This is a genomic window from Maritimibacter sp. DP1N21-5 (assembly GCF_019218295.1).
Taxonomy (GTDB): domain Bacteria; phylum Pseudomonadota; class Alphaproteobacteria; order Rhodobacterales; family Rhodobacteraceae; genus Maritimibacter.
Genome location: NZ_JAHUZF010000003.1, coordinates 346,450 through 365,073 on the forward strand (window position 1 = coordinate 346,450; position 18,624 = coordinate 365,073).

An 18,624-nucleotide genomic window follows, 5' to 3' on the forward strand; every position below is an offset into this window, starting at 1 on the left:
GCCGGGGCGTTCGGTTTGCATCCATGTCGACAGGACAGGAGGTTCGCCATGAAATATGGTTGGAGACTGGTGTTGATCCCGCTCTGGGCGTCTTGTGTCGCCGGGGCGGTCGTTATCGCCGCGCTCGCGGTGGGCCTGGTGAGCTGGATCGCCTTCGCGGTGGCAGGTGTGATAGGGCTGATCGTCGGGGTTCCGGCGGGGATCTGGAACGCGAAATACATGCGCCGCGAAGACCCGCACTGGCGCAATGGACGCCCCGTCGGCACGCATTGACCGGCTGCGGCGCATTGGACGATGGACAGAGACGGTCCTCGGGACCACTCTGCGACGGAATCCCGGGTGATCCACGTATCACTCGCGTGTCCAAACGGAGGTTCCCATGTCGTCCAAACCCGCAGGTTATTCCCGGCTCCAGATCGCGCTGCACTGGGTCATCTTTCTTCTCATCGCTGTCCAGTTCCTGTTCCACGACGGGATGGAGGAGGCTTGGGAGGCCGTCACGCGCGGCACCTATGCTGGCCCGAGTGCCGGGGCGATGCTGCATGTGGTCGTCGGGCTGAGCGTGCTGGTGCTGGTCGTGCTGCGGCTCGGCGTGAAGCTCAAGCGCGGCTCGCCCGCGCTGCCCGAAGAGGAACCCGCCGTTCTTCGCGCCGTGGCTCATGGAACGCATTGGGCGCTCTATGCGCTCATGATCCTCGTTCCGCTGTCGGGGGCGGTCGCCTGGTTCACGGTGAACGAAAACGCGGGCGACGGGCATGAGGTGATGAAGTCGGTGCTCTTCATCCTCGTGGCGCTCCATTTCGCGGGTGCCCTGTTCCAGCGCTTCGTTCTGAAATCCGACGTGATGACGCGGATGGTGCGGCCCGGCGCGTGAGCGCGCCCCTGATGCGGCTCGTCCTGATCCTTCACTCGATGATCGGCACCACGCTCGCTGGCGTCGCCGTCGTGGTGGCGCTGGTCTCCGGCGTGACGGGCCTCTGGCCGCTCGTGGGGGCGGCCGCAGCGGGCTGGCTGATCGGTTGGCCCGTCGCGTTCGTGGTGGCGCACCGGATGCATGGTGACTGACGCAGATCAATGTCCCCGGATTTTCCCTGGCGCAGGATCGGAGCGGGATACGACAGTCATAAGGAGGGGACCATGTTCCTCATCATCGCGCTTTATGCCATGGGCGGCACCACGCTGGCCGGCGTTTTCATGGTGGCGGCGTTGACCGCAGGCTACACCACGCAGGAACCCATCATCTGGTCCGCCCTGGCGGGCTTTATCGTCGCGCTGCCTCTGGTGTGGCTGGTCAACCGACGGCTGCGCGGCTGATCCCCGGTTTTGAGTTGAAGCGCGCTCCGGTGCTGGCTAATCAGGGCGGAGCGGTCCCTTAGCTCAACTGGATAGAGCAGCTGACTTCTAATCAGCAGGTTTGGGGTTCGAGTCCTCAAGGGATCGCCAGCCATTCTTTGTTCGTCAGCGGCAGAACCCGTGTCCGATGAGGTCGCGGGTCGATTGATTTCGGATCAGCCTCAATATTCAGCCTGGGAAAGGTCAGAGTAAGCGCCTGTCACCGATCGGAATTCTTTGCTTTGAAGATTCCCGAATCCCGGAATCCTGGATTTCTGGACTCCCAGAGTCGTCAAGTCCCGACTTGCGGCCGCGTCCTCGCGCCACCTGATGACCCCACCGAACGCCCCGTTAGCCTTTGCGCCCTGCACGCGGGCCATCCTGTTCCGGCAGCACCGCAACCGGACAGGAGGCCCCATGCTCCGTTATCTGTACGCGAAGGATCTGGTCCGTTTCCCGGATCTGGCGCGAAGCATGTTCACCGACAGGGCCGAGCAATTCGCACGCCGTCTCGGATGGCCTGTAGAGATGAATACGGCGGGCGAGGAGCGGGATGAATACGATGCGCTCAATCCGCTCTATGTCATCTGGGAGCGGCCCGACGGGCGTCACGGCGGGTCGATGCGGTTTCTGCCGACCACGGGGCGGACCATGGTGAACGACCACTTCGCCCATATCAATAACGGTCATCGGATCGAAAGTCCTTTCATCTGGGAGTGTACACGGTTCTGCCTGTCGCCACAGGCCGACCGTCGCGCTTCGGTCGCTTTGGCGCTGGGCGCGGGCGAGGTGATGGCGGCGATGAAGCTTCAGCATTTCGTCGGGGTCTTCGACGCGCGGATGGAGCGGATCTACCGGCTCATGGGGCTGGAACCCGACGTGCTGGGGCGTGTGGGCGAGGGGCGCGACCGGATCGGTGTCGGTCTGTGGTCGATGGAGGAGGCGGCCTTCGCCCCGACGCTGGCCAAAGTGGGCGTCGATCGGGCGACGAGCCGGGCGTGGCTGCGGTATTCCTTGGCGCTTCAGGCCTCAAGCTCGACCGGCGCGCTCGTCCAGAGCGCCTGATCGCGTCTGGTGCCCGCGCGGCCCGCGGGATAGGGTCGCGCCATGACCCTTCCCGCGCTTCAGCTTTCCGACGATCAGGCCGACGCCCATGACCGTGTCGCCGAGGTTCTGCGCTCGACCGGCGTGGACATCGACGAGGGTCACCTGACCCCGATGTCCGAGGGCAAGACCCGTGTGATGGCGGTGATCGGCAAGGCGGGGTCAGGCAAGACGCTGCTCCTCGCGCAGCTTTATGAGGCACTCGAAGAGGCCGGCGTCGAGGTCGTCAGTGGCGACTGGGAAGGCAAGCGTCGCAAGGACCGGCGCACGCTGGCGATCCTCGCGCCCACGAACAAGGCGGCCTCGGTGCTTCGTAACCGGGGCGTGCCGGCGACGACGATCCACCGGATCCTCTATACCCCGGTCTATCATCCGGAATACGAGAAGATCGCCGAATGGCTCGCGGGGAACGGGCCGCGCCCCGAGATCGAGGAACTGACCGACGCGGCGCTCGACCGGGCCTGGGCCTTCTACCAGAACCAGAAGTCAATCCCCGGCGCGCTCGCCGCCGCCGGGCTGCGTGGCTCGGATTTCATCACCGGCTGGAAGCGGCGCGACGACCCGCTCGACATCGGCTTCATCGACGAAAGCTCGATGCTTGATGAGAAGCAGTTCGAGGACCTGCGCGAGATCTTTCCGACGCTCATTCTCTTCGGCGATCCGGCACAGCTCGCGCCCGTCGGGCAATCGGGCCAGATGGTGTTCGAGCGGCTGGCGAAACCGCAGGTCTGCACCTTGTCCCGTATCCACCGCCAAGATGACGACAACCCGATCCTCGACCTTGCCCATGCGCTCGCTGACGAGGGGCTGACCTTCGACCGCTTCGAGCGGATGGTCGAGGATGCCGCGCGCCGCGACCCCCGGGTCGTGATCGCGCCGCGCGTCGACGCCGACCTCATGGCGCGCTCGCCCGTCCTCGTCTGGCGCAACAAGACGCGAATCCGGCTGATCCACGCCTTTCGCGCGGCACAGGGCGCGCCGGGGGATCGGCTTATTCCGGGCGAGCCGCTGATTTGCGACGGGATCGAACTGCCGTTGAAGCACCGAAAGAAGCGGATCGACCTCGAGGCGCGGGGCCTGATCAAGGGTGCGCAGGTGGTGTTTCGGGGCGAGGGCAAACGCGCCGGGTTTTCACGGGTTCATGTCGTGGGTGCCGAGGATCCGGACATCTCGGTCGCAAGCATCATCAAGATCGAGATGCCGGACGAGGAAGAACCCTTCATTCCCTTCGCCGCCAATATGGGCGCTGCATTCCTGCACGGCGCGGCGGTGACGATCCACAAGGCGCAGGGCAGCCAGTGGAAAGACGTGCAGGTCTTTGCCCCTGATCTTTACGCTGCGGCCCAGATGGGACGCAGCGAGGCGGGGATTCCGCTCTGGAAGCGTCTGGCCTATGTGGCGATCACGCGGGCGGAGGAGCGGCTTCTATGGTGCACGCGCTATGCGCTGGCGCGACCGCAGGTGGTGCTGGGGGTCGAGGACCTGCCCAAGCCCGTGGCGCGGCTGACGCTCGAAGGGGAGGAAAGCGATGCCTAGCATTCTGGTGACAGGCGCATCCGGCGGGATCGGCCGAGCGGTGGCAGAGAAGTTCCTGTCGGAGGGCTGGACCGTGGGCCTCATGGCCCGGCGCGAGTCGCTCTTGCGCGAGGTTGCGGACGGGCGGACGAACGCGGTCGTCCTGCCGGGCGACGTGAGCGACGCGGCGAGCGTGGAGGGGGTCTTCGCGGACTTCCTCGGCCGCGCGGGTCGAGTCGACGTGCTCTTCAACAACGCCGGCATCTTCACACCGGCCGCCCCGATCGACGAGATTCCGGTCTCCGACTGGAAACGCGCGCTCGACGTGAACCTGACCGGGATGTTCCTATGTGCCCGGGCGGCCTTTGGCGCGATGCGCAGGCAGGATCCCATGGGCGGGCGGATCATCAACAACGGCTCGATTTCCGCCCATGTGCCCCGCGAGGGATCGGTGACCTACACGGCGACGAAACACGCGGTGACAGGGCTGACGAAGACGCTGTCGCTCGACGGACGGCCCTTTGACATCGCCTGTGGCCAGATCGACATCGGAAACGCGCGCACCGAGCTGCTGGAGGGGATCGTTCAGAAGGCGCGCGACGCGGGCGAGGCGCCGCCGCCCTCGATGGACGTGACCCATGTGGCGGAGGCGGTCTGGAACATGGCCGCCCTGCCGCTCGAGGCCAATGTGCAGTTCATGACGATCATGGCGACGAAGATGCCCTATATCGGGCGAGGCTAACGCGCGGCGACGACAGCGCGGGGGATGCCCCCCCGCGACCCCCAGAGCCGCGTGTCACGGGCCTGCCGGGCGTGGTGCGGTTTCTTGGGCCTGCGAAGCATGAGTATTTGGAGAAAGATGAAAGGGCCGTGCGCCGAATCAAAAAGCCCCGGTGCAATCACCGGGGCTTTTCGTGGATCATGGCGATTTACGCCGGGTCTTTGATCGTGCGCAGGTAGGGCAGCTTCATGTCCACCTCGCCGAATTTCGCCTTGGCGTCGTCGTTGGACACGGACAGCGCGACGATCACGTCCTCGCCCGGGGTCCAGTTGGCCGGGGTTGCGAGCGGGGCGCCGTCGGTCTTCATGACGGCATCCACGGCACGCAGCACCTCGGCGAAGTTGCGGCCCACCGACATCGGATAGGTCATGGTCAGGCGCAATTTCTTGTCTGGCCCGACGATGAAGACGGCGCGCACGGTCGCGCTGTCGGCAGGGGTGCGACCATCGGGGAGATAGGCATCAGCGGGCAGCATGTCGAAGGCCTTGGCCATTTCGAGACCCTCGTCCGCCACGATCGGGAAGCCAGCCTTGGCGCCGGCGTAGGACTCGATGTCACCTTTCCACTTCTTGTGTTCCTCGACGCCGTCGATGGAAATTCCCAGGACCTTGACGCCGCGCTTGTCCCATTCGTCGGCAAGCTGTGCCACCGCGCCGAACTCGGTGGTGCAGACCGGCGTGAAGTCCTTGGGATGGGAGAAGAAAATCGCGTAGCTGTCGCCGACGAAGTCATGGAGGTTGATCGGCCCCATGTCGGTTTCCACGGTCATGTTCGGGATGGTGTCGTTGATACGCAGGCCCATGTCGGACTCCTCTCTGTTTCAATTCTTCGCGATACAGGTAAACCGATCCCGTTCCACGTCCAGAGGGTTGTGACAGAATGTCGTTCTGAATTCACGCCGCAACCGGAACGCACGGGGGTCTTCGGGCGCGTCGTGACGCGGCGACAAAGCGGAACCGACCGTGCGGTCGCTTGTGGACTCGCGGCAGGAGTGACAGGATGCCGCAAACTCGACACTTCGGGAGGCATTCATGCTCGAGAAACGCGACTTCTACATCAACGGCGAATGGGTTTCGCCCACGACCCCCCACGATCACGAGGTCATCGACCCCTCGACCGAAGAACCCTGCGCGGTCATTTCGCTGGCCTCCGAGGCGGATGTGGACAAGGCGGTCGCGGCGGCCAGGGCGGCCTTTCCGGACTGGATGATGACCCCGGTCGAAGAGCGCATCGCGCTCGTCGAGAAGTTCCTCGCGATCTACAAGGAACGCTCCGAGGACATCGCCCAAGCCGTCACGATGGAAATGGGCGCGCCCATTGACCTCGCCCGGTCGTCGCAGTGGGGCGCGGGATATGCGCATACCAAGGCCTTCCTTGCGGCCGCGAAGAATTTCGAGTGGATCAAGCCTCTGGGCGAGCATGCCCCGGACACGATGATCGTGCATGAGGCGGTGGGCGTCTGTGCGCTGATCACCCCGTGGAACTGGCCGCTCAACCAGATCAGCCTCAAAGTCATCGCCGCCGCCATCGCGGGCTGCACCATGGTGCTCAAGCCCTCGGAAGAAAGCCCGCTCGACGCGATGATCTTTGCCGAATGCATGGACGCCGCCGGGTTCCCGAAGGGTGTATTCAACCTCGTCAACGGTGACGGCGCGACGGCCGGATCGCGGCTCACGAGCCACCCGGACGTGGATATGGTGAGCTTCACGGGGTCGACTCGCGCGGGGATCGCGATCTCCAAATCCGCGGCCGAAACACTCAAGAAGGTGCATCTCGAACTGGGAGGCAAGGGCGCCAACATCGTCTTTGCCGATGCGGACGAGAAAGCGGTGAAGCGCGGCGTGATGTCGATGATGAACAATTCCGGTCAGTCCTGTAACGCGCCCTCGCGGATGCTCGTCCAGCGCGACATCTATCCGCAGGCCGTCGAAGCCGCGAAGGCCGCCGCCGAGCAGGTGCAGGTGGGCAACGCGCATGACGAAGGCCGCCATATCGGCCCGGTCGTGAATGCGGCACAGTGGGAGAAGATCCAGGGCCTGATCCAGAAGGGCATCGACGAAGGCGCGACCCTTGTCGCCGGTGGTCTGGGCCGTCCCGAGCACCTGAACCGGGGGTTCTTCGTCAAGCCGACCGTTTTCGCGGATGCCAACAACCAGATGACCATCGCGCGTGAGGAAATCTTTGGCCCGGTCCTGACCATGATCCCCTTCGACACCGAAGAGGAAGCCATCCAGATCGCGAACGACACGGTCTATGGCCTGACGAACTATGTCCAGACGCAGGACGGGGCGCGGGCCAATCGGCTGGCGCTCAAGCTCAGGTCTGGAATGGTCGAGATGAACGGCAAGTCGCGCGGGGCCGGGGCCCCCTTTGGCGGGATGAAGCAGTCGGGCAACGGGCGCGAAGCCGGCGTCTGGGGGCTCGAGGACTTCCTCGAGGTCAAGGCTGTCGGTGGCTGGGCGCTCGACGCCGCCGAGTGACCCTACGGCATGAAAGTCAGAACGCCGCTCCCTCCGGAGCGGCGTTTTTCATGGGTCGATGCGGAAAAGCTTGTCGCGCGACGTGGTGCCACGCACCAGCACCAGCCGCGACTTCGCGACGCCAAGGGCGTTGGCGAGCAGCTTGACCACGGCCTTGGTTGCCTTGCCATCTTCGGGAACGACCGTGACCGAGACGCGGATGACCCCGTCCTCCACCGTCACCGCGTTTCGGGCGGCGTTCGGCATCACACGCACGGCGATGTCGGCACCGGGGGTTGCGAGGTGGGCAATTTCGCCTTTCTTCATGCGACGCTCTTCGCACCCCGGCACGACCCGTTCAAGGCCAAGCTATTTCCCGCCAAGCGGTTGACGCGGCGCGCAGAAGTGCCGACATCTCCCCGGACGGACAGGAGACCCACATGCCCGAAAGAAACCAGGCCGCGCTCGATTTTCTGCTGACGCGGCGATCGCGGCCCGCGAAAACGCTGACCGGCCCCGTGCCGACGCGCAACGAACTCACCGAAATCCTCACCGCTGCGGCCCGCACGCCGGATCATGGCAAGCTCGAGCCCTGGCGGTTCATCGTCCTTGGTGCGTCGGCGCTCGTGCGTTTGGCCGAGGCGGTGCCGGTGCACGGTGCCGCGTTGGGAATCGAGCCGGAGAAGATCGAGAAATCGACCCGCCAGTTCGCGGATGCCGATCTCGCCGTCGCGGTCGTGTTCTCGCCCGTCGAGAGCCCCAAGGTGCCCCATGTGGAGCAGCTACTGTCGGCCGGTGCCGTGTGCCTGTCGATGCTGAATGCGGCCCTTGCCGCCGGCTGGGGGGCGAACTGGCTTTCGGGTTGGCCGAGCCACGACCCGGAGTTCGTGCATGCCACGCTCGGGCTCGCCAGTCACGAAAGCATCGCGGGCTTCATCCATATCGGGACCGAAACCTCGGCCCCGCCGGACCGGCCCCGACCCGACATCGACCTTATCACAGCGTGGATGACCGAATGATCTTCTCCGACTTCTCCAAGGCGCTGGGCCAACTGGGCGACGCGCGTTTCCGCAAGGTGCTCCTGCTCGGCCTCGCCCTGACCATCGGGCTTCTCGTCGGGCTGACGGTGCTTCTGGTGTTCCTCCTCGGACTCGTCCTGCCCGAGACGGTGAGCCTGCCGTGGATCGGCGACATCGCCTGGCTCGACTCGCTGGCGAGCTGGGCCCTTGTGGGCGTCATGCTTGTGCTCTCGCCCTTCCTCATGGTGCCGGTGTCCGTCACCTTCATGGGCATCTTCCTCGATCAGGTGGCCGAGGCGGTGGAAGAGCGACACTATCCCCAGCTTCCGCCCGCCCAGAACGTGACCGTGATGGACGGGCTCAGGGATTCGCTCGGACTGATCCTTGCGACGGTTCTGGTCAACATCCTCGCTCTGGGGATGAGCTTCTTTATCGGGCCGCTCGCGCCGATCCTGTTCTGGATCGTGAACGGATACCTGATCGGGCGGGAATTCTTCCAACTGGCCGCGATGCGGCGGGAAGGGCGCGTGCGCGCGAACCAGCTACGCCGTAAGCACAATGGACAGATCTGGCTCGCTGGCACACTTATGGCGATCCCGCTGACCATCCCGCTCGTGGGTCTGGTCATCCCGATCCTAGGCGCGGCGACCTTCACGCATCTTTACCACCGGGTGACGGGGACGGTCGCGCGCTGATCAAACGTGTCCCGATCAGTTCGGGACGCGTTCGCCCAGGTAGTTGTTCCAGTCGAGCATGTCGATGGTGATCACACCCGACAGGATGATCGCTGCCACTACGCCCCAGATCGGCAGCGCCACCAGCGTCGTGATGATCATGGTGCGCCCGAGCCGGAAGTCGGAGGGTGCCCCCTTGTGGGTGCCGGGAATGACGTCGCCGTCCTCCTGCTGCGTGCGGAGCGTGATCGGCAGGACGATGAACATCGTCATGAACCAGATCACGGTGAAGAGGACGAGCGCACCGGTGACGGACATCAGACCTGCTCCAGTTCCACGAGGCAGCCGTTGAAATCCTTCGGGTGCAGGAACAGAACCGGCTTGCCATGTGCGCCGATCTTGGGTTCGCCGGTGCCCAGCACACGGGCGCCGTCCGACTTGAGCTTGTCACGGGCGGCGAGGATGTCGTCGACCTCGTAACAGATATGATGGATGCCCCCGGCCGGGTGCTTGTCGAGGAAGCCCTTGATCGGGCTGTCGTCGCCCAGAGGATAGAGCAGTTCGATCTTGGTGTTGGGCAGTTCGATGAAAACCACGGTGACGCCGTGGTCGGGCTCGTCCTGCGGATCACGGACGGTCGCGCCAAGCGTGTTGCGATACTGCGCGGCGGCGGCTTCGAGGTCGGGCACCGCGATGGCCACGTGGTTCAGTCGTCCGATCATGTCTCACTCCCGCGTCGTTCGCTTTCGATACTCGCCCGCTTATGCCCGCGAGGTCGTTTTTTCGCAAGGTGGCGAAGAAAATGTCGCAGGCGCGCGCCTCGTTAACCAAGTGGCAAGGCAAGCCGTGATCCGGTCGGGTCAGAGGACTGGAGACCCGGGATGACTGATGAACTGGATGCCCTGCCGCCATTTCGCCCGACCGCGCAAAAGCCGCTCGCCGGGTTGACGGTGCTCGTCGTCGATGACAGCCGCGTTGCCTCGGAAGCGATAAGGCTCATCTGTCTGCGCTCCGGGGCGCGGGTCAGGCGGGCGGACAGCCTCGCCTCTGCGCACCGGCACCTCGGGGTCTATCGCCCGGCCGTGGTGATCGTGGACATGGGTCTTCCCGATGGCTCGGGGGGCGACTTGATCCGCGCCCTCGATCAGGCGACGCCGCGTGTGCCGGCCTTGATCGGCATGTCAGGATCCCTCACGGCCGAGGCGCAAGCGCGTGCGGCGGGTTCGGATGGCTTCCTCGCGAAGCCCGTGGAGAGCGTCGAAGTCTTTCAGCAAGTCCTCCTTGCCGCCCTGCCATCCGCCTTGCGGCCATCCGGACTGCGCCTTGTCCAGACCGATGCGGTGCAGCCCGATCCCGTGGCGCTTGCCGAAGACCTTCTCAACGCCTCGGACCTTTTGAAAGACGCGCGGATAAGCGGCGCCTTCGGGTATCCGCTGCATTTCCTGCGCGGCGTTGCGCAGAGCGCACATGACCGGGAACTGGAGACGGCCGTCTCCGGCCTCGACGGCGCTCCTCCACCCGCCGCATTGGCACGCATCGAGCGGCTTTTATCGCACCGGCTGGGTGCCACGGGCTAGGACGCCGGGACCAGTTCCGGATCGCTCGCGACACGCACCAATGCGGTAAGGTCGCCCAGACGTTCCCGCTGTTGGCCCTCGGCGTCGAAATTCTGCGGCGACAGCCAGACCCGGAACGCTTCTTTCAAGGCAAGCCAGTCGCTGTCGATCACGGCGAACCATGCGGTGTCCCGGTTGCGCCCCTTGACTACCTGCGCCTGTCGGAAAACGCCTTCGTAGGAGAACCCCAGCCGTTGCGCCGCCCGCCGTGACGGCATGTTGAGCGCGTTGCATTTCCATTCGTAGCGCCGGTAACCGGCCTCGAAGGCCCATTGCATCAAGAGGACCTGAACCTCGGTGGCCGCGCGGGTGCGTTGCAGGGCGGGGGAATAGGCGATGAAGCCCACCTCGATCGACCCCGCCTCGGGCGCGATGCGCAGGAGCGAACAGAAGCCCTCCCAGCGATCCGTTTCGAGATTGCGGATCGCGAAGAAACTCGGGTCGTTGCCGGTAACGGCCTCGGCCATCCAGCGATGGAAACCGGCGGCGGAGGGGAAGGGACCTACAGGCATGTAATCCCAGACCGCATCGGCCCCGGCGAAGACATCGAACAGCGCGGCGGCATGACGCTCGGCCGACAGCGGTTCGAGCGCTGCGAAACGGCCCGAAAGCGAAAGCCCGTCGGGCCGGGGCGGCGGGGTCCAGTCGGGCACAGGGCGCCCAAGGCGCGCGTCGTCGGTCATCGGGTTCTCCTGACGGTTTCGCCAAGGCCTAGGGCCGCCCGAAGTCCAAGTAAATCCCTCAATCGGACAAGGCCGAGGCCAACTTCGGCCCCAATCGAGCAGCAAGATCCACGTCGAGGGCAGCAGTTTGTGGCCCGGTTTCGGGAGAACCCGGGTCAACGAGGAGTTTTGAAATGCAAAGAATTTTCGACCGCTTCGTGAGCGACGAAGAAGGCAACGCGGTGATCGACTGGTTCGTTCTGTTGGCAGGGATGGTGCTTCTTGCGCTGTCCGTGGTGCTGACGGTGACCGGCAATATCGAACATATCACCGAGGACACAATGGAAAACGTGAAGAGCATGGAACAGCATCTTCCGTCCTGACAAGGGGCCTCCTGACGACGGATGAACGGCGCCTCTGGCATGGGGCGCCGTTTTGCTTTTCATGTCGCCGGTCAGCGGCCAGAGGTTTCGGAACCCGTCCCATCGGCGCGGCGTTTCGTGACCAACCACAGCCACATCTGCCCGCACCGGGAAAGGACCAAGCCATGCCATCCATCTATGACGCCATCATGCAGGATCACGAAAAGCACCGCGATCTGCTCGACCGGATCGCCAATACCGAGGGGGCGAGCGACGCACGCAAGTCCGCGTGGAAAGAGTTCTACTACGAGATCAAGAGCCACTCCGCGGCAGAGGAAGAAGAGTTTTACGCGACGCTCATGAAAGAGACCTGGGGCCAGGATGCCGCGCGCCACTCGGTCGCCGAACATCATGAGATGGACGAGATCCTCGAGGAACTGGACGAGATGGACATGTCATCGCCGGGCTGGCTCACCCGGTTCAAGACGCTCAAGCACGACTACGAGCATCACATGGAAGAGGAAGAGAACGAAGTCTTCGAGCGTGCGAAGAAGGTCGTCGGCGAAGAAGACAACGACGCCTTCGGCGCGCGGTTCCTCAAGCGCAAGAAGAAGGAATGGGGGCTGGTCGAGGAGAAGGCCAAGGACCAGCTCGAAGACTGAGCTCTAGAAACGGAAGCCGGGCGGGTAGTCGTGCAGACCGTCGAAGTCGGACTTGCCGATGTCGATCCCGCCCGCCCGCAGCACCGCGAAGCCCATCGACAGGTGGAACATGAAATTCGGGAGCGCGAAGAAGCGCAGGTAATCCCCGGCAGCCTGGTCGAGGTCCGCGAAACCGGCAAGATGCCGGACCCGCTGCTCCTCGGCCCTGTCGAAAGCGCCGGGGTCGAGCGTGACGAGGCGCTCGTGGGCAAAGTCGATCCGCGCGAGGATACCATCCCGGTCCATCGCGGCCGACGGGAACTCCGGAATGGACATGCCGATCAGGGGATAGGTGCCCCGCAGGGCGAAACCGGCGGCCGAGGCGAATTGCTGCGCGCCCGAAAACATGTCGGGCGCGAGTTTCTGTCCCAGAACGTCTTCCTTCCCCTTCGTCTTGGCGACGATCCCCCGGGCCCGTTCGAGGTAGTGGAGAAAGACGGGCACCGAGGCGATATAGAGGGGCGCGGCCAAGTGCCTAGCCCCTGGCCTGTTCGATCACGCGCAGGGACAATTCGCGCAGCTGCTCGTTCGTGGGCTCCGACGGGGCACCCATCATGAGGTCTTCTGCGCGCTGGTTCATCGGGAACATCATGACTTCGCGGATGTTCGCCTCGTCCGCCAGAAGCATCACGATCCGGTCGATTCCGGCCGCGCAACCGCCGTGGGGCGGGGCGCCATACTGGAAGGCCGTGGCGAGACCGCCGAAGCGTTTCTCGACCTCTTCCTGACCGTAACCCGCCTTCTCGAACACGCGGAACATGACCTCGCGCTTGTGATTGCGGATCGCGCCGGAGATGAGCTCGTAGCCATTGCAGGCAAGGTCATACTGGTAGCCGAGCACGGCGAGCGGATCGCCGTCGAGATCGCCCAGGTTCTGGGGCATCGAGAAGGGGTTGTGCGAGAAGTCGATGTCGCCCGTCTCCTCGTCCTTCTCGTACATCGGGAAGTCCACGATCCAGGCAAAGGCGAAACGGTCGGTGTCGGTCAGCCCAAGCTCGTCGCCGATGACGGTGCGGGCGCGCCCTGCCACCTTTTCAAAGGCTTCCGGCTTGCCGCCAAGGAAGAAGGCCGCGTCACCTACGCCGAGCCCAAGCTGCTCGCGGATCGCTTCGGTCCGCTCGGGGCCGATATTCTTCGCCAGCGGGCCAGCGGCTTCCATGCCATCTTCGCCGTCACGCCAGAAGATATAGCCCATCCCCGGCAGGCCCTCTTTCTGGGCGAAGCTGTTCATCCGGTCGCAGAACTTGCGTGAGCCGCCCGTGGGGGCGGGAATGGCGCGGATTTCGGTGCCTTCCTGCTCCAGCAGCTTCGCGAAGATCGCGAAACCGGAGCCCGCGAAATGTTCGGACACGACCTGCATCTTGATCGGGTTGCGCAGGTCCGGCTTGTCGGTGCCATACCACAGCGCCGAGTCGGCATAGGAAATCTGTTCCCACTCGGTATCGACCTTCCGGCCACCGCCGAATTCCTCGAAGATGCCCTGAATGACCGGCTGCACCGTATCGAAGATGTCCTGCTGTTCGACGAAGCTCATCTCGATGTCGAGCTGGTAGAAATCCGTCGGCGAGCGGTCTGCGCGCGGGTCTTCGTCGCGGAAACAGGGCGCGATCTGGAAATACTTGTCGAAGCCCGACACCATGATGAGCTGCTTGAAGAGTTGCGGCGCCTGCGGCAGCGCATAGAATTTGCCGGGGTGCAGCCGCGAGGGCACGAGGAAGTCGCGCGCGCCCTCGGGGGAGGATGCCGTGATGATCGGCGTCTGATATTCGCGGAAGCCCTTGTCCCACATGCGCCGGCGCATCGAGGCGACGACGTCGGAGCGCAGCGTGATATTCTTCTGCATCTCTTCCCGGCGCAGGTCGAGGTAGCGGTAGCGAAGCCGCGTTTCCTCGGGATATTCCTGATCGCCGAAGACCATGAGCGGCAGTTCCTGCGCCGCGCCGAGCACTTCCATATCCTGAATGAAGACCTCGATCTCGCCCGTCGGGAGCTTGGAATTGACGAGGCTTTCGTCACGGGCCAGCACCTTGCCGTCGATCCGGATGCAGTATTCAGAGCGGACCTTTTCCACCTCCTTGAACACCGGGCTGTCAGGGTCGGCCAGCACCTGCGTCACGCCGTAATGGTCGCGCAGGTCGATGAACAGGATGCCGCCGTGGTCGCGCACCCGGTGCACCCAACCGGCCAGACGGACAGTGTCGCCGACGTTGGATTTGTTCAGATCGGCGCAAGTGTGGCTGCGGTAGGCGTGCATGGTGCTCCCTTTCAGGCGCTGTTATTCGACCGCGCCGATTCACATGTCTGTGGCCGTGAAGTCAAGGAAAAGTCGGGGCAGGGGAGCGTCCCGCGCAGATATTGCACAGAAAAACGGGAACATTGTGCGTATGTTATCCTTTACAGATCGTGAAGCTGTGACAAACTCTCCGTACTAACAACGCTTTGAGCGAAAACCGAGGCAGGAGCGGATCGCGGGATCCGCCGACATGCAGGAAGAAGCTGACCGAGAAGCGCCGGGGTGGCGCGCAACTTGGAGCTTCGACATGTGGACTGCATTGCTGGATCAGATGCTGACGCGGTACTTCCGCGATGGCACGATCGTCATCACGATGCCGGACGGGAGCGTCCGGCGCTATGGATCGGGCACGCCTGAGGCCCGTATCACAATCAGGGACGAGGACGTCATCAGGCGCATCGTGGCCAATCCTGAGATGGGCGTTGGCGAGAGCTATATGGACGGCACGCTGGAGATCGAGGATCTGCGCGCGTTTTTCGCCGTGGCGCTGCCTGCGGTGCAACGGGTCGACTATCCCTGGTTCGAACGGCCCGTGCGCTGGGCCAAACAGGCGACCCGCCTTCTGCGCCAAATGAACGGATTGGGGCGCTCGCGGCATAATGTGGCGCATCACTACGACCTGTCGGGCGAGCTTTACGACCTCTTCCTCGACGCCGACCGGCAATATTCCTGCGCCTATTTCGCCCGGCCCGACATGACGCTGGATGAAGCGCAGGCGGCCAAGAAACACCATATCGCGCACAAGCTCTGCCTTGAGCCGGGGATGCGCGTGCTCGATATCGGTTGCGGCTGGGGCGGCATGGCACTGACGCTGGCGCGGGATTACGGCGCGCACGTGGTGGGGGTCACACTGTCGAAGGAGCAGCACGCGGTCGCGGTGCAGCGCGCCGCCGAGGCCGGTCTGTCGGACCGGATCGACATCCGGCTTCAGGATTACCGTCATGTCAGCGAACGCTTCGACCGGATCGTGAGCGTCGGCATGTTCGAACATGTGGGCGTGCCGCAATACGACACCTACTTCGGCAAGGTGGACGAACTTCTGTCGCGCGATGGTCTGGCGCTCATTCACACCATTGGCCATGTGGGGCCACCCAACTACGCCGACCCCTGGATGGAGAAATACATCTTCCCGGGAGGTTACGCGCCCGCCCTGTCCGAGATTCAGGCAGCTGTCGACAAGCGTTACCTCGTCACGCAGGACATCGAGGTCTTGCGCACTCATTACGCCAAGACGCTTGGCCATTGGCACGACCGCTTCATGGCGCGGGTAAACGAGGCGCGGGCGCTTTATGACGAACGCTTCGTGCGGATGTGGCGCTATTACCTCCTGAGCATGGAAGCGGCGTTCACCTGCGGCTCGCTTCTCGTCTATCAGCTGCAACTCGGCCACAGGTTCGTGGCGGCGCCGATCACTCGGGATTACCTTTATCCTCACCAGGACGCGGATCATCAAAGGTATCGCTCGGCAGCGGAGTAAGGGAAATCCTCTTGGGACCCGACCCGGTCTTCACCCTAGGCCCGCTCCCGTCTAAGGTGAGTGGCATTGGTTTGATTCAATTCGGTCTACGGGGCGGGGATGCTGCAGAAACTCTTGGCGCGGATGATCGCGCGCGTGGTGCGGGACGGTGATCTTCGCATCACCTGGCCCGATGGCCGGACGCAACGTTTCGGCGACGGAGCGGGCACGCCGCAACACCTCACCATGACCGACCCCGGCCTGATCCGTCGGCTGTTTCGTAATCCGGAACTGGCTCTGGGTGAGGGTTACATGGAGGGCGGGCTGTCCATCGCGGGCGACGATGTGACCGGGTTCCTGACCCTTGTCGCGCGCAATGCCCGCGCCTATGGGGGCGGGCGGTTCTCGGCCGCCGCTGCGGCGGCGCGCACCGGGCTTCGGCGGATCGCGCAACACAACCCGATGGCCACCGCCCGGCGCAACGTCGAGGTGCATTACGACCTGCCGACGGCGCTCTATGACCTCTTTCTCGACCGGAACCTGCAATATACCTGTGGCTATTTCGCGGACCCCGATTGGGACATCGAGGCGGCCCAGATCGCCAAGATGGACCACATCGGCAGGAAGCTCCTGATCCGGCCGGAGATGCGGGTGCTCGACATCGGGTCGGGATGGGGCGGCCTGTCCATTCATCTGGCGAAGCGCTTCGGGGCGCAGGTGACCGGGGTGACCCTGTCGCGCGAACAACTGGCCGAAGCAGAGCGGCGCGCGCGGGAGGCGGGCGTCGCGGACCGGGTGACGTTTCGACTGATGGACTACCGGGACCTGACGGAGACCTTCGACCGCATCGTCGTGGTCGGCATGATGGAGCATGTCGGAGCACCGCAATACCCGGTGTTCTGGGGCCAGATCGACCGCTGCCTCGCCCCGGACGGCGTCGCGCTCGTCCATACCATCGGGCGCACCACGCCACCCGGACAGACGAGCCCCTTCATCCACAAGTATATCTTCCCCGGCGGCTACGTCCCGGCCCTGTCCGAAGTGACCGGCGTCGTCGAGCAGACCGGCCTGGTCCCCACGGACATCGAAGTCTGGCGCGGGCATTACGCGCGCACGGTGCAGGCATGGCGCGCGGCCTTCGAGGCCAATCTCGGCCCGATCCGCGACCTCATGGACGAGCGCTTCACCCGGATGTGGCGCTACTACCTCGCCGCCAGCGAAGTGAGCTTTACCGAACTTGGCCTTGTTGTATACCAAGTCCAACTGGCCCATCGTTCGTCTGACGTGCCGTTTACAAGAGGTTATTTGCAGCGTGACGAGATTTCTGCCGGCAGTCGCCGTCGCCCTTCTGTGGAGCATCACGACGGTCTTGTGGAACTGGGACGGTTGGAAAATTGACCTCTCCGCGATCTATTACGCGGCCAAGAGCTACGGGGCAGGGCACCTCGACCTGATCTATGACGCCACGGAGCGCGTGGTCTACAATACCCCGCCGCAGCTCTGGGCCGACTGGGCCGCTGCGGACGGTTGGGATGTGAAGGAAATCGTGTTCACGCCCTATCTCTACCCCCCGCTCTGGGCAGCATTGCTCGCGCCGGTTGCGGGTCGAATGGATGTAGAGACATTCTACAACGTCGGGCTTGTCGCGAATGTGGCCGCGTCCGTCTGGATGGTCTGGCTGGGCTGGCAACTGGTGCAACCTCGGCGGGTCATACCGCTCGTCTGGGCGGTGCTCGGGTTCGGTCTGCTGCTCATCACGGTCGTGGGTTACATGATCTACTGGCTCGGACAGCCACAGGTCATCGTCTCCGCGCTGATGCTTGGCTCCGCAGTGGCCCTGTCCCGGGGGCGCGAGGTGAATGCCGGTCTGCTGCTGGGGCTCGCCACGGCGCTGAAACTGTCGCCGCTGCTGCTGGCGGTCCTGTTCGTGATGGAGAAACGCTGGAAGGCGCTCGCCGTCTTTGCGGCGAGCGGGTTTGTGTTTGGCGTGGTTTCTCTCAGCGTTGTGGGGTGGCCCCTTCATGCCGAACTGCTGCAAAAACTTCAGCTCGTCGAAGAGCGTGTGCTGATCAGCCGTATCATCGTCTCGCTCGAGACGGTTCTCTTCCAGTTGCAGGAAGTCGTTCGGGGCACCGCGGACTGGACCATCGCCGAGCCGCGACAAGCGATGGAGCCCGGCTGGATCGCATGGGTCGTGCGTGCGACCATGCTCGGGCTTATGGGCCTGACGTATTGGGTCACCCGTGACCGTCCGGCCCGGACGAGGATCTGGATGCGCTTCTATCTTCTGGTGCTGGTGACGCTCATCACCAACCCGCTGGGGTGGATCCACTACATGGTGCTCCCCTTCGCCCTGCTTCCGGCGTTTTACGAACTCTACGACAAGGTCCGAACGACGGCGATCGTGCTGGCCATCGGCCTTCTTTACTCGATGCCGATCTTCATCGAGGCGGTCTTGTTCGATTACACGGGCTTCATGCAGATCGGCGTGTGGATCAGTGGCTGTCTGGTCATGATCGGAATGCTCGTCTTCGCAAGACCCGTGGAGCAGGCGGCAGAGTAACGGGCCACACTTCGCCTCTGGCACGAGCGCTGGTTCGCGGCATTTTTTTCGTGCCCTGGCCCCCGTGCTTTCGAACCGAGCCTGTAC

At 64.1% G+C, this 18,624-nt stretch carries 23 protein-coding genes and 1 tRNA gene; 17 read left to right on the forward strand and 7 right to left on the reverse strand.

Annotated elements, in window-relative coordinates; translation table 11 throughout:
* The first annotated feature begins 48 nt into the window (after positions 1-48).
* The 8 genes from KJP29_RS03425 to KJP29_RS03460 all read left to right on the forward strand — a co-directional run bounded on the left by KJP29_RS03425 (position 49) and on the right by KJP29_RS03460 (position 4,693).
* Positions 49-273, forward strand: coding sequence for a hypothetical protein (locus KJP29_RS03425; protein WP_218462155.1), 225 nt, complete (start codon positions 49-51; stop codon positions 271-273).
* Between the two features lie 106 nt (positions 274-379).
* Positions 380-874 carry a cytochrome b gene (locus KJP29_RS03430; protein ID WP_218462156.1) on the forward strand — a complete coding sequence of 165 codons (495 nt, stop codon included), beginning with the start codon at positions 380-382 and terminating at the stop codon, positions 872-874.
* Positions 871-1,065: a CTP synthetase gene (locus KJP29_RS03435; RefSeq protein WP_218462157.1), complete on the forward strand. Its 195-nt coding sequence runs from the start codon at positions 871-873 to the stop codon at positions 1,063-1,065. Before KJP29_RS03430 ends, KJP29_RS03435 begins: the two co-directional genes overlap by 4 nt.
* A gap of 72 nt (positions 1,066-1,137) precedes the next feature.
* A complete protein-coding gene (locus KJP29_RS03440; RefSeq protein WP_218462158.1) occupies positions 1,138-1,314 on the forward strand; it encodes a CTP synthetase in 177 nt (58 codons plus the stop codon).
* A gap of 52 nt (positions 1,315-1,366) precedes the next feature.
* Positions 1,367-1,443 (forward strand) — tRNA-Arg (locus tag KJP29_RS03445).
* Between the two features lie 306 nt (positions 1,444-1,749).
* On the forward strand, positions 1,750-2,397 hold the full coding sequence (locus KJP29_RS03450; protein WP_218462159.1) for an acyl-homoserine-lactone synthase: 648 nt from the start codon (positions 1,750-1,752) through the stop codon (positions 2,395-2,397).
* 42 nt (positions 2,398-2,439) lie between these two features.
* Positions 2,440-3,972 (forward strand): ATP-dependent RecD-like DNA helicase, encoded by a 1,533-nt coding sequence (locus KJP29_RS03455; RefSeq protein WP_218462160.1) that lies wholly within the window; start codon positions 2,440-2,442, stop codon positions 3,970-3,972.
* A complete protein-coding gene (locus tag KJP29_RS03460; RefSeq protein WP_218462161.1) occupies positions 3,965-4,693 on the forward strand; it encodes an SDR family oxidoreductase in 729 nt (242 codons plus the stop codon). Before KJP29_RS03455 ends, KJP29_RS03460 begins: the two co-directional genes overlap by 8 nt.
* A 187-nt stretch (positions 4,694-4,880) precedes the next feature.
* On the opposite strand, the gene KJP29_RS03465 is transcribed toward KJP29_RS03460, so the two are convergent.
* Complete coding sequence (locus KJP29_RS03465) at positions 4,881-5,534, reverse strand: peroxiredoxin (protein ID WP_218462162.1); 654 nt, start codon at positions 5,532-5,534, stop codon at positions 4,881-4,883.
* A gap of 229 nt (positions 5,535-5,763) precedes the next feature.
* Here KJP29_RS03465 and KJP29_RS03470 point away from each other — a divergent pair, with 229 nt between their 5' ends.
* Positions 5,764-7,212: an aldehyde dehydrogenase family protein gene (locus KJP29_RS03470; protein ID WP_218462163.1), complete on the forward strand. Its 1,449-nt coding sequence runs from the start codon at positions 5,764-5,766 to the stop codon at positions 7,210-7,212.
* 48 nt (positions 7,213-7,260) lie between these two features.
* Here KJP29_RS03470 and KJP29_RS03475 read toward each other — a convergent pair whose 3' ends face one another.
* Complete coding sequence (locus KJP29_RS03475) at positions 7,261-7,518, reverse strand: DUF167 domain-containing protein (RefSeq protein WP_218462164.1); 258 nt, start codon at positions 7,516-7,518, stop codon at positions 7,261-7,263.
* 113 nt (positions 7,519-7,631) lie between these two features.
* On the opposite strand from KJP29_RS03475, the gene KJP29_RS03480 reads away from it, so the two are divergent.
* Both KJP29_RS03480 and KJP29_RS03485 read left to right on the forward strand, forming a co-directional pair.
* Positions 7,632-8,210, forward strand: coding sequence for a nitroreductase (locus KJP29_RS03480; protein ID WP_218462165.1), 579 nt, complete (start codon positions 7,632-7,634; stop codon positions 8,208-8,210).
* Positions 8,207-8,905, forward strand: coding sequence for an EI24 domain-containing protein (locus KJP29_RS03485; protein WP_218462166.1), 699 nt, complete (start codon positions 8,207-8,209; stop codon positions 8,903-8,905). The genes KJP29_RS03480 and KJP29_RS03485 overlap by 4 nt, the downstream gene beginning before the upstream one ends.
* A 15-nt stretch (positions 8,906-8,920) precedes the next feature.
* Here the strand turns inward: KJP29_RS03485 and KJP29_RS03490 are convergent, their stop codons facing one another.
* Both KJP29_RS03490 and mce read right to left on the reverse strand, forming a co-directional pair.
* A complete protein-coding gene (locus KJP29_RS03490) occupies positions 8,921-9,202 on the reverse strand; it encodes a DUF1467 family protein (RefSeq protein WP_218462167.1) in 282 nt (93 codons plus the stop codon).
* Complete coding sequence (mce, locus tag KJP29_RS03495) at positions 9,202-9,606, reverse strand: methylmalonyl-CoA epimerase (protein WP_218462168.1); 405 nt, start codon at positions 9,604-9,606, stop codon at positions 9,202-9,204. The genes KJP29_RS03490 and mce overlap by 1 nt, the downstream gene beginning before the upstream one ends.
* Before the next feature lie 159 nt (positions 9,607-9,765).
* Here mce and KJP29_RS03500 point away from each other — a divergent pair, with 159 nt between their 5' ends.
* Complete coding sequence (locus KJP29_RS03500) at positions 9,766-10,461, forward strand: response regulator (RefSeq protein WP_218462169.1); 696 nt, start codon at positions 9,766-9,768, stop codon at positions 10,459-10,461.
* Here KJP29_RS03500 and KJP29_RS03505 read toward each other — a convergent pair.
* The gene (locus tag KJP29_RS03505; protein WP_218462170.1) at positions 10,458-11,183 is read right to left on the reverse strand and encodes a GNAT family N-acetyltransferase; all 726 of its coding nucleotides are present in this window, start codon (positions 11,181-11,183) and stop codon (positions 10,458-10,460) included. The two genes, KJP29_RS03500 and KJP29_RS03505, sit on opposite strands and share 4 nt — an antisense overlap.
* Positions 11,184-11,356: 173 nt before the next feature.
* Here KJP29_RS03505 and KJP29_RS03510 point away from each other — a divergent pair, with 173 nt between their 5' ends.
* Together KJP29_RS03510 and KJP29_RS03515 are read left to right on the forward strand one after the other, a co-directional pair.
* Positions 11,357-11,545, forward strand: coding sequence for a Flp family type IVb pilin (locus tag KJP29_RS03510; RefSeq protein WP_218462171.1), 189 nt, complete (start codon positions 11,357-11,359; stop codon positions 11,543-11,545).
* A gap of 164 nt (positions 11,546-11,709) precedes the next feature.
* Complete coding sequence (locus KJP29_RS03515) at positions 11,710-12,186, forward strand: hemerythrin domain-containing protein (RefSeq protein WP_218462172.1); 477 nt, start codon at positions 11,710-11,712, stop codon at positions 12,184-12,186.
* A gap of 3 nt (positions 12,187-12,189) precedes the next feature.
* Here the strand turns inward: KJP29_RS03515 and KJP29_RS03520 are convergent, their stop codons facing one another.
* Both KJP29_RS03520 and aspS read right to left on the reverse strand, forming a co-directional pair.
* A complete protein-coding gene (locus KJP29_RS03520) occupies positions 12,190-12,696 on the reverse strand; it encodes a DUF1993 family protein (RefSeq protein ID WP_218462173.1) in 507 nt (168 codons plus the stop codon).
* A 4-nt stretch (positions 12,697-12,700) separates the two neighbouring features.
* Positions 12,701-14,479, reverse strand: coding sequence for an aspartate--tRNA ligase (aspS, locus tag KJP29_RS03525; protein WP_218462174.1), 1,779 nt, complete (start codon positions 14,477-14,479; stop codon positions 12,701-12,703).
* A gap of 286 nt (positions 14,480-14,765) precedes the next feature.
* On the opposite strand from aspS, the gene KJP29_RS03530 reads away from it, so the two are divergent.
* The 3 genes from KJP29_RS03530 to KJP29_RS03540 all read left to right on the forward strand — a co-directional run bounded on the left by KJP29_RS03530 (position 14,766) and on the right by KJP29_RS03540 (position 18,537).
* Complete coding sequence (locus tag KJP29_RS03530; RefSeq protein WP_218462175.1) at positions 14,766-15,995, forward strand: cyclopropane-fatty-acyl-phospholipid synthase family protein; 1,230 nt, start codon at positions 14,766-14,768, stop codon at positions 15,993-15,995.
* Between the two features lie 99 nt (positions 15,996-16,094).
* Positions 16,095-17,372: a cyclopropane-fatty-acyl-phospholipid synthase family protein gene (locus KJP29_RS03535; RefSeq protein WP_255553413.1), complete on the forward strand. Its 1,278-nt coding sequence runs from the start codon at positions 16,095-16,097 to the stop codon at positions 17,370-17,372.
* Positions 17,287-18,537 (forward strand): glycosyltransferase family 87 protein, encoded by a 1,251-nt coding sequence (locus tag KJP29_RS03540; RefSeq protein ID WP_218462176.1) that lies wholly within the window; start codon positions 17,287-17,289, stop codon positions 18,535-18,537. Before KJP29_RS03535 ends, KJP29_RS03540 begins: the two co-directional genes overlap by 86 nt.
* Positions 18,538-18,624: the final 87 nt, after the last annotated feature.

What these genes read in the sequence shown, in the direction of transcription:
- mce (WP_218462168.1), bottom strand. Translation starts at nt 9,606, where the DNA reads ATGATCGGACGACTGAACCACGTGGCCATCGCGGTGCCCGACCTCGAA.
- KJP29_RS03530 (WP_218462175.1), top strand. Translation starts at nt 14,766, where the DNA reads ATGTGGACTGCATTGCTGGATCAGATGCTGACGCGGTACTTCCGCGAT.
- KJP29_RS03515 (WP_218462172.1), top strand. Translation starts at nt 11,710, where the DNA reads ATGCCATCCATCTATGACGCCATCATGCAGGATCACGAAAAGCACCGC.
- KJP29_RS03465 (WP_218462162.1), bottom strand. Translation starts at nt 5,534, where the DNA reads ATGGGCCTGCGTATCAACGACACCATCCCGAACATGACCGTGGAAACC.
- KJP29_RS03475 (WP_218462164.1), bottom strand. Translation starts at nt 7,518, where the DNA reads ATGAAGAAAGGCGAAATTGCCCACCTCGCAACCCCCGGTGCCGACATC.
- KJP29_RS03450 (WP_218462159.1), top strand. Translation starts at nt 1,750, where the DNA reads ATGCTCCGTTATCTGTACGCGAAGGATCTGGTCCGTTTCCCGGATCTG.
- KJP29_RS03425 (WP_218462155.1), top strand. Translation starts at nt 49, where the DNA reads ATGAAATATGGTTGGAGACTGGTGTTGATCCCGCTCTGGGCGTCTTGT.
- KJP29_RS03470 (WP_218462163.1), top strand. Translation starts at nt 5,764, where the DNA reads ATGCTCGAGAAACGCGACTTCTACATCAACGGCGAATGGGTTTCGCCC.
- KJP29_RS03500 (WP_218462169.1), top strand. Translation starts at nt 9,766, where the DNA reads ATGACTGATGAACTGGATGCCCTGCCGCCATTTCGCCCGACCGCGCAA.
- KJP29_RS03505 (WP_218462170.1), bottom strand. Translation starts at nt 11,183, where the DNA reads ATGACCGACGACGCGCGCCTTGGGCGCCCTGTGCCCGACTGGACCCCG.
- KJP29_RS03485 (WP_218462166.1), top strand. Translation starts at nt 8,207, where the DNA reads ATGATCTTCTCCGACTTCTCCAAGGCGCTGGGCCAACTGGGCGACGCG.
- KJP29_RS03440 (WP_218462158.1), top strand. Translation starts at nt 1,138, where the DNA reads ATGTTCCTCATCATCGCGCTTTATGCCATGGGCGGCACCACGCTGGCC.
- KJP29_RS03490 (WP_218462167.1), bottom strand. Translation starts at nt 9,202, where the DNA reads ATGTCCGTCACCGGTGCGCTCGTCCTCTTCACCGTGATCTGGTTCATG.
- KJP29_RS03430 (WP_218462156.1), top strand. Translation starts at nt 380, where the DNA reads ATGTCGTCCAAACCCGCAGGTTATTCCCGGCTCCAGATCGCGCTGCAC.
- KJP29_RS03480 (WP_218462165.1), top strand. Translation starts at nt 7,632, where the DNA reads ATGCCCGAAAGAAACCAGGCCGCGCTCGATTTTCTGCTGACGCGGCGA.
- KJP29_RS03455 (WP_218462160.1), top strand. Translation starts at nt 2,440, where the DNA reads ATGACCCTTCCCGCGCTTCAGCTTTCCGACGATCAGGCCGACGCCCAT.
- KJP29_RS03510 (WP_218462171.1), top strand. Translation starts at nt 11,357, where the DNA reads ATGCAAAGAATTTTCGACCGCTTCGTGAGCGACGAAGAAGGCAACGCG.
- KJP29_RS03535 (WP_255553413.1), top strand. Translation starts at nt 16,095, where the DNA reads ATGCTGCAGAAACTCTTGGCGCGGATGATCGCGCGCGTGGTGCGGGAC.
- KJP29_RS03460 (WP_218462161.1), top strand. Translation starts at nt 3,965, where the DNA reads ATGCCTAGCATTCTGGTGACAGGCGCATCCGGCGGGATCGGCCGAGCG.
- aspS (WP_218462174.1), bottom strand. Translation starts at nt 14,479, where the DNA reads ATGCACGCCTACCGCAGCCACACTTGCGCCGATCTGAACAAATCCAAC.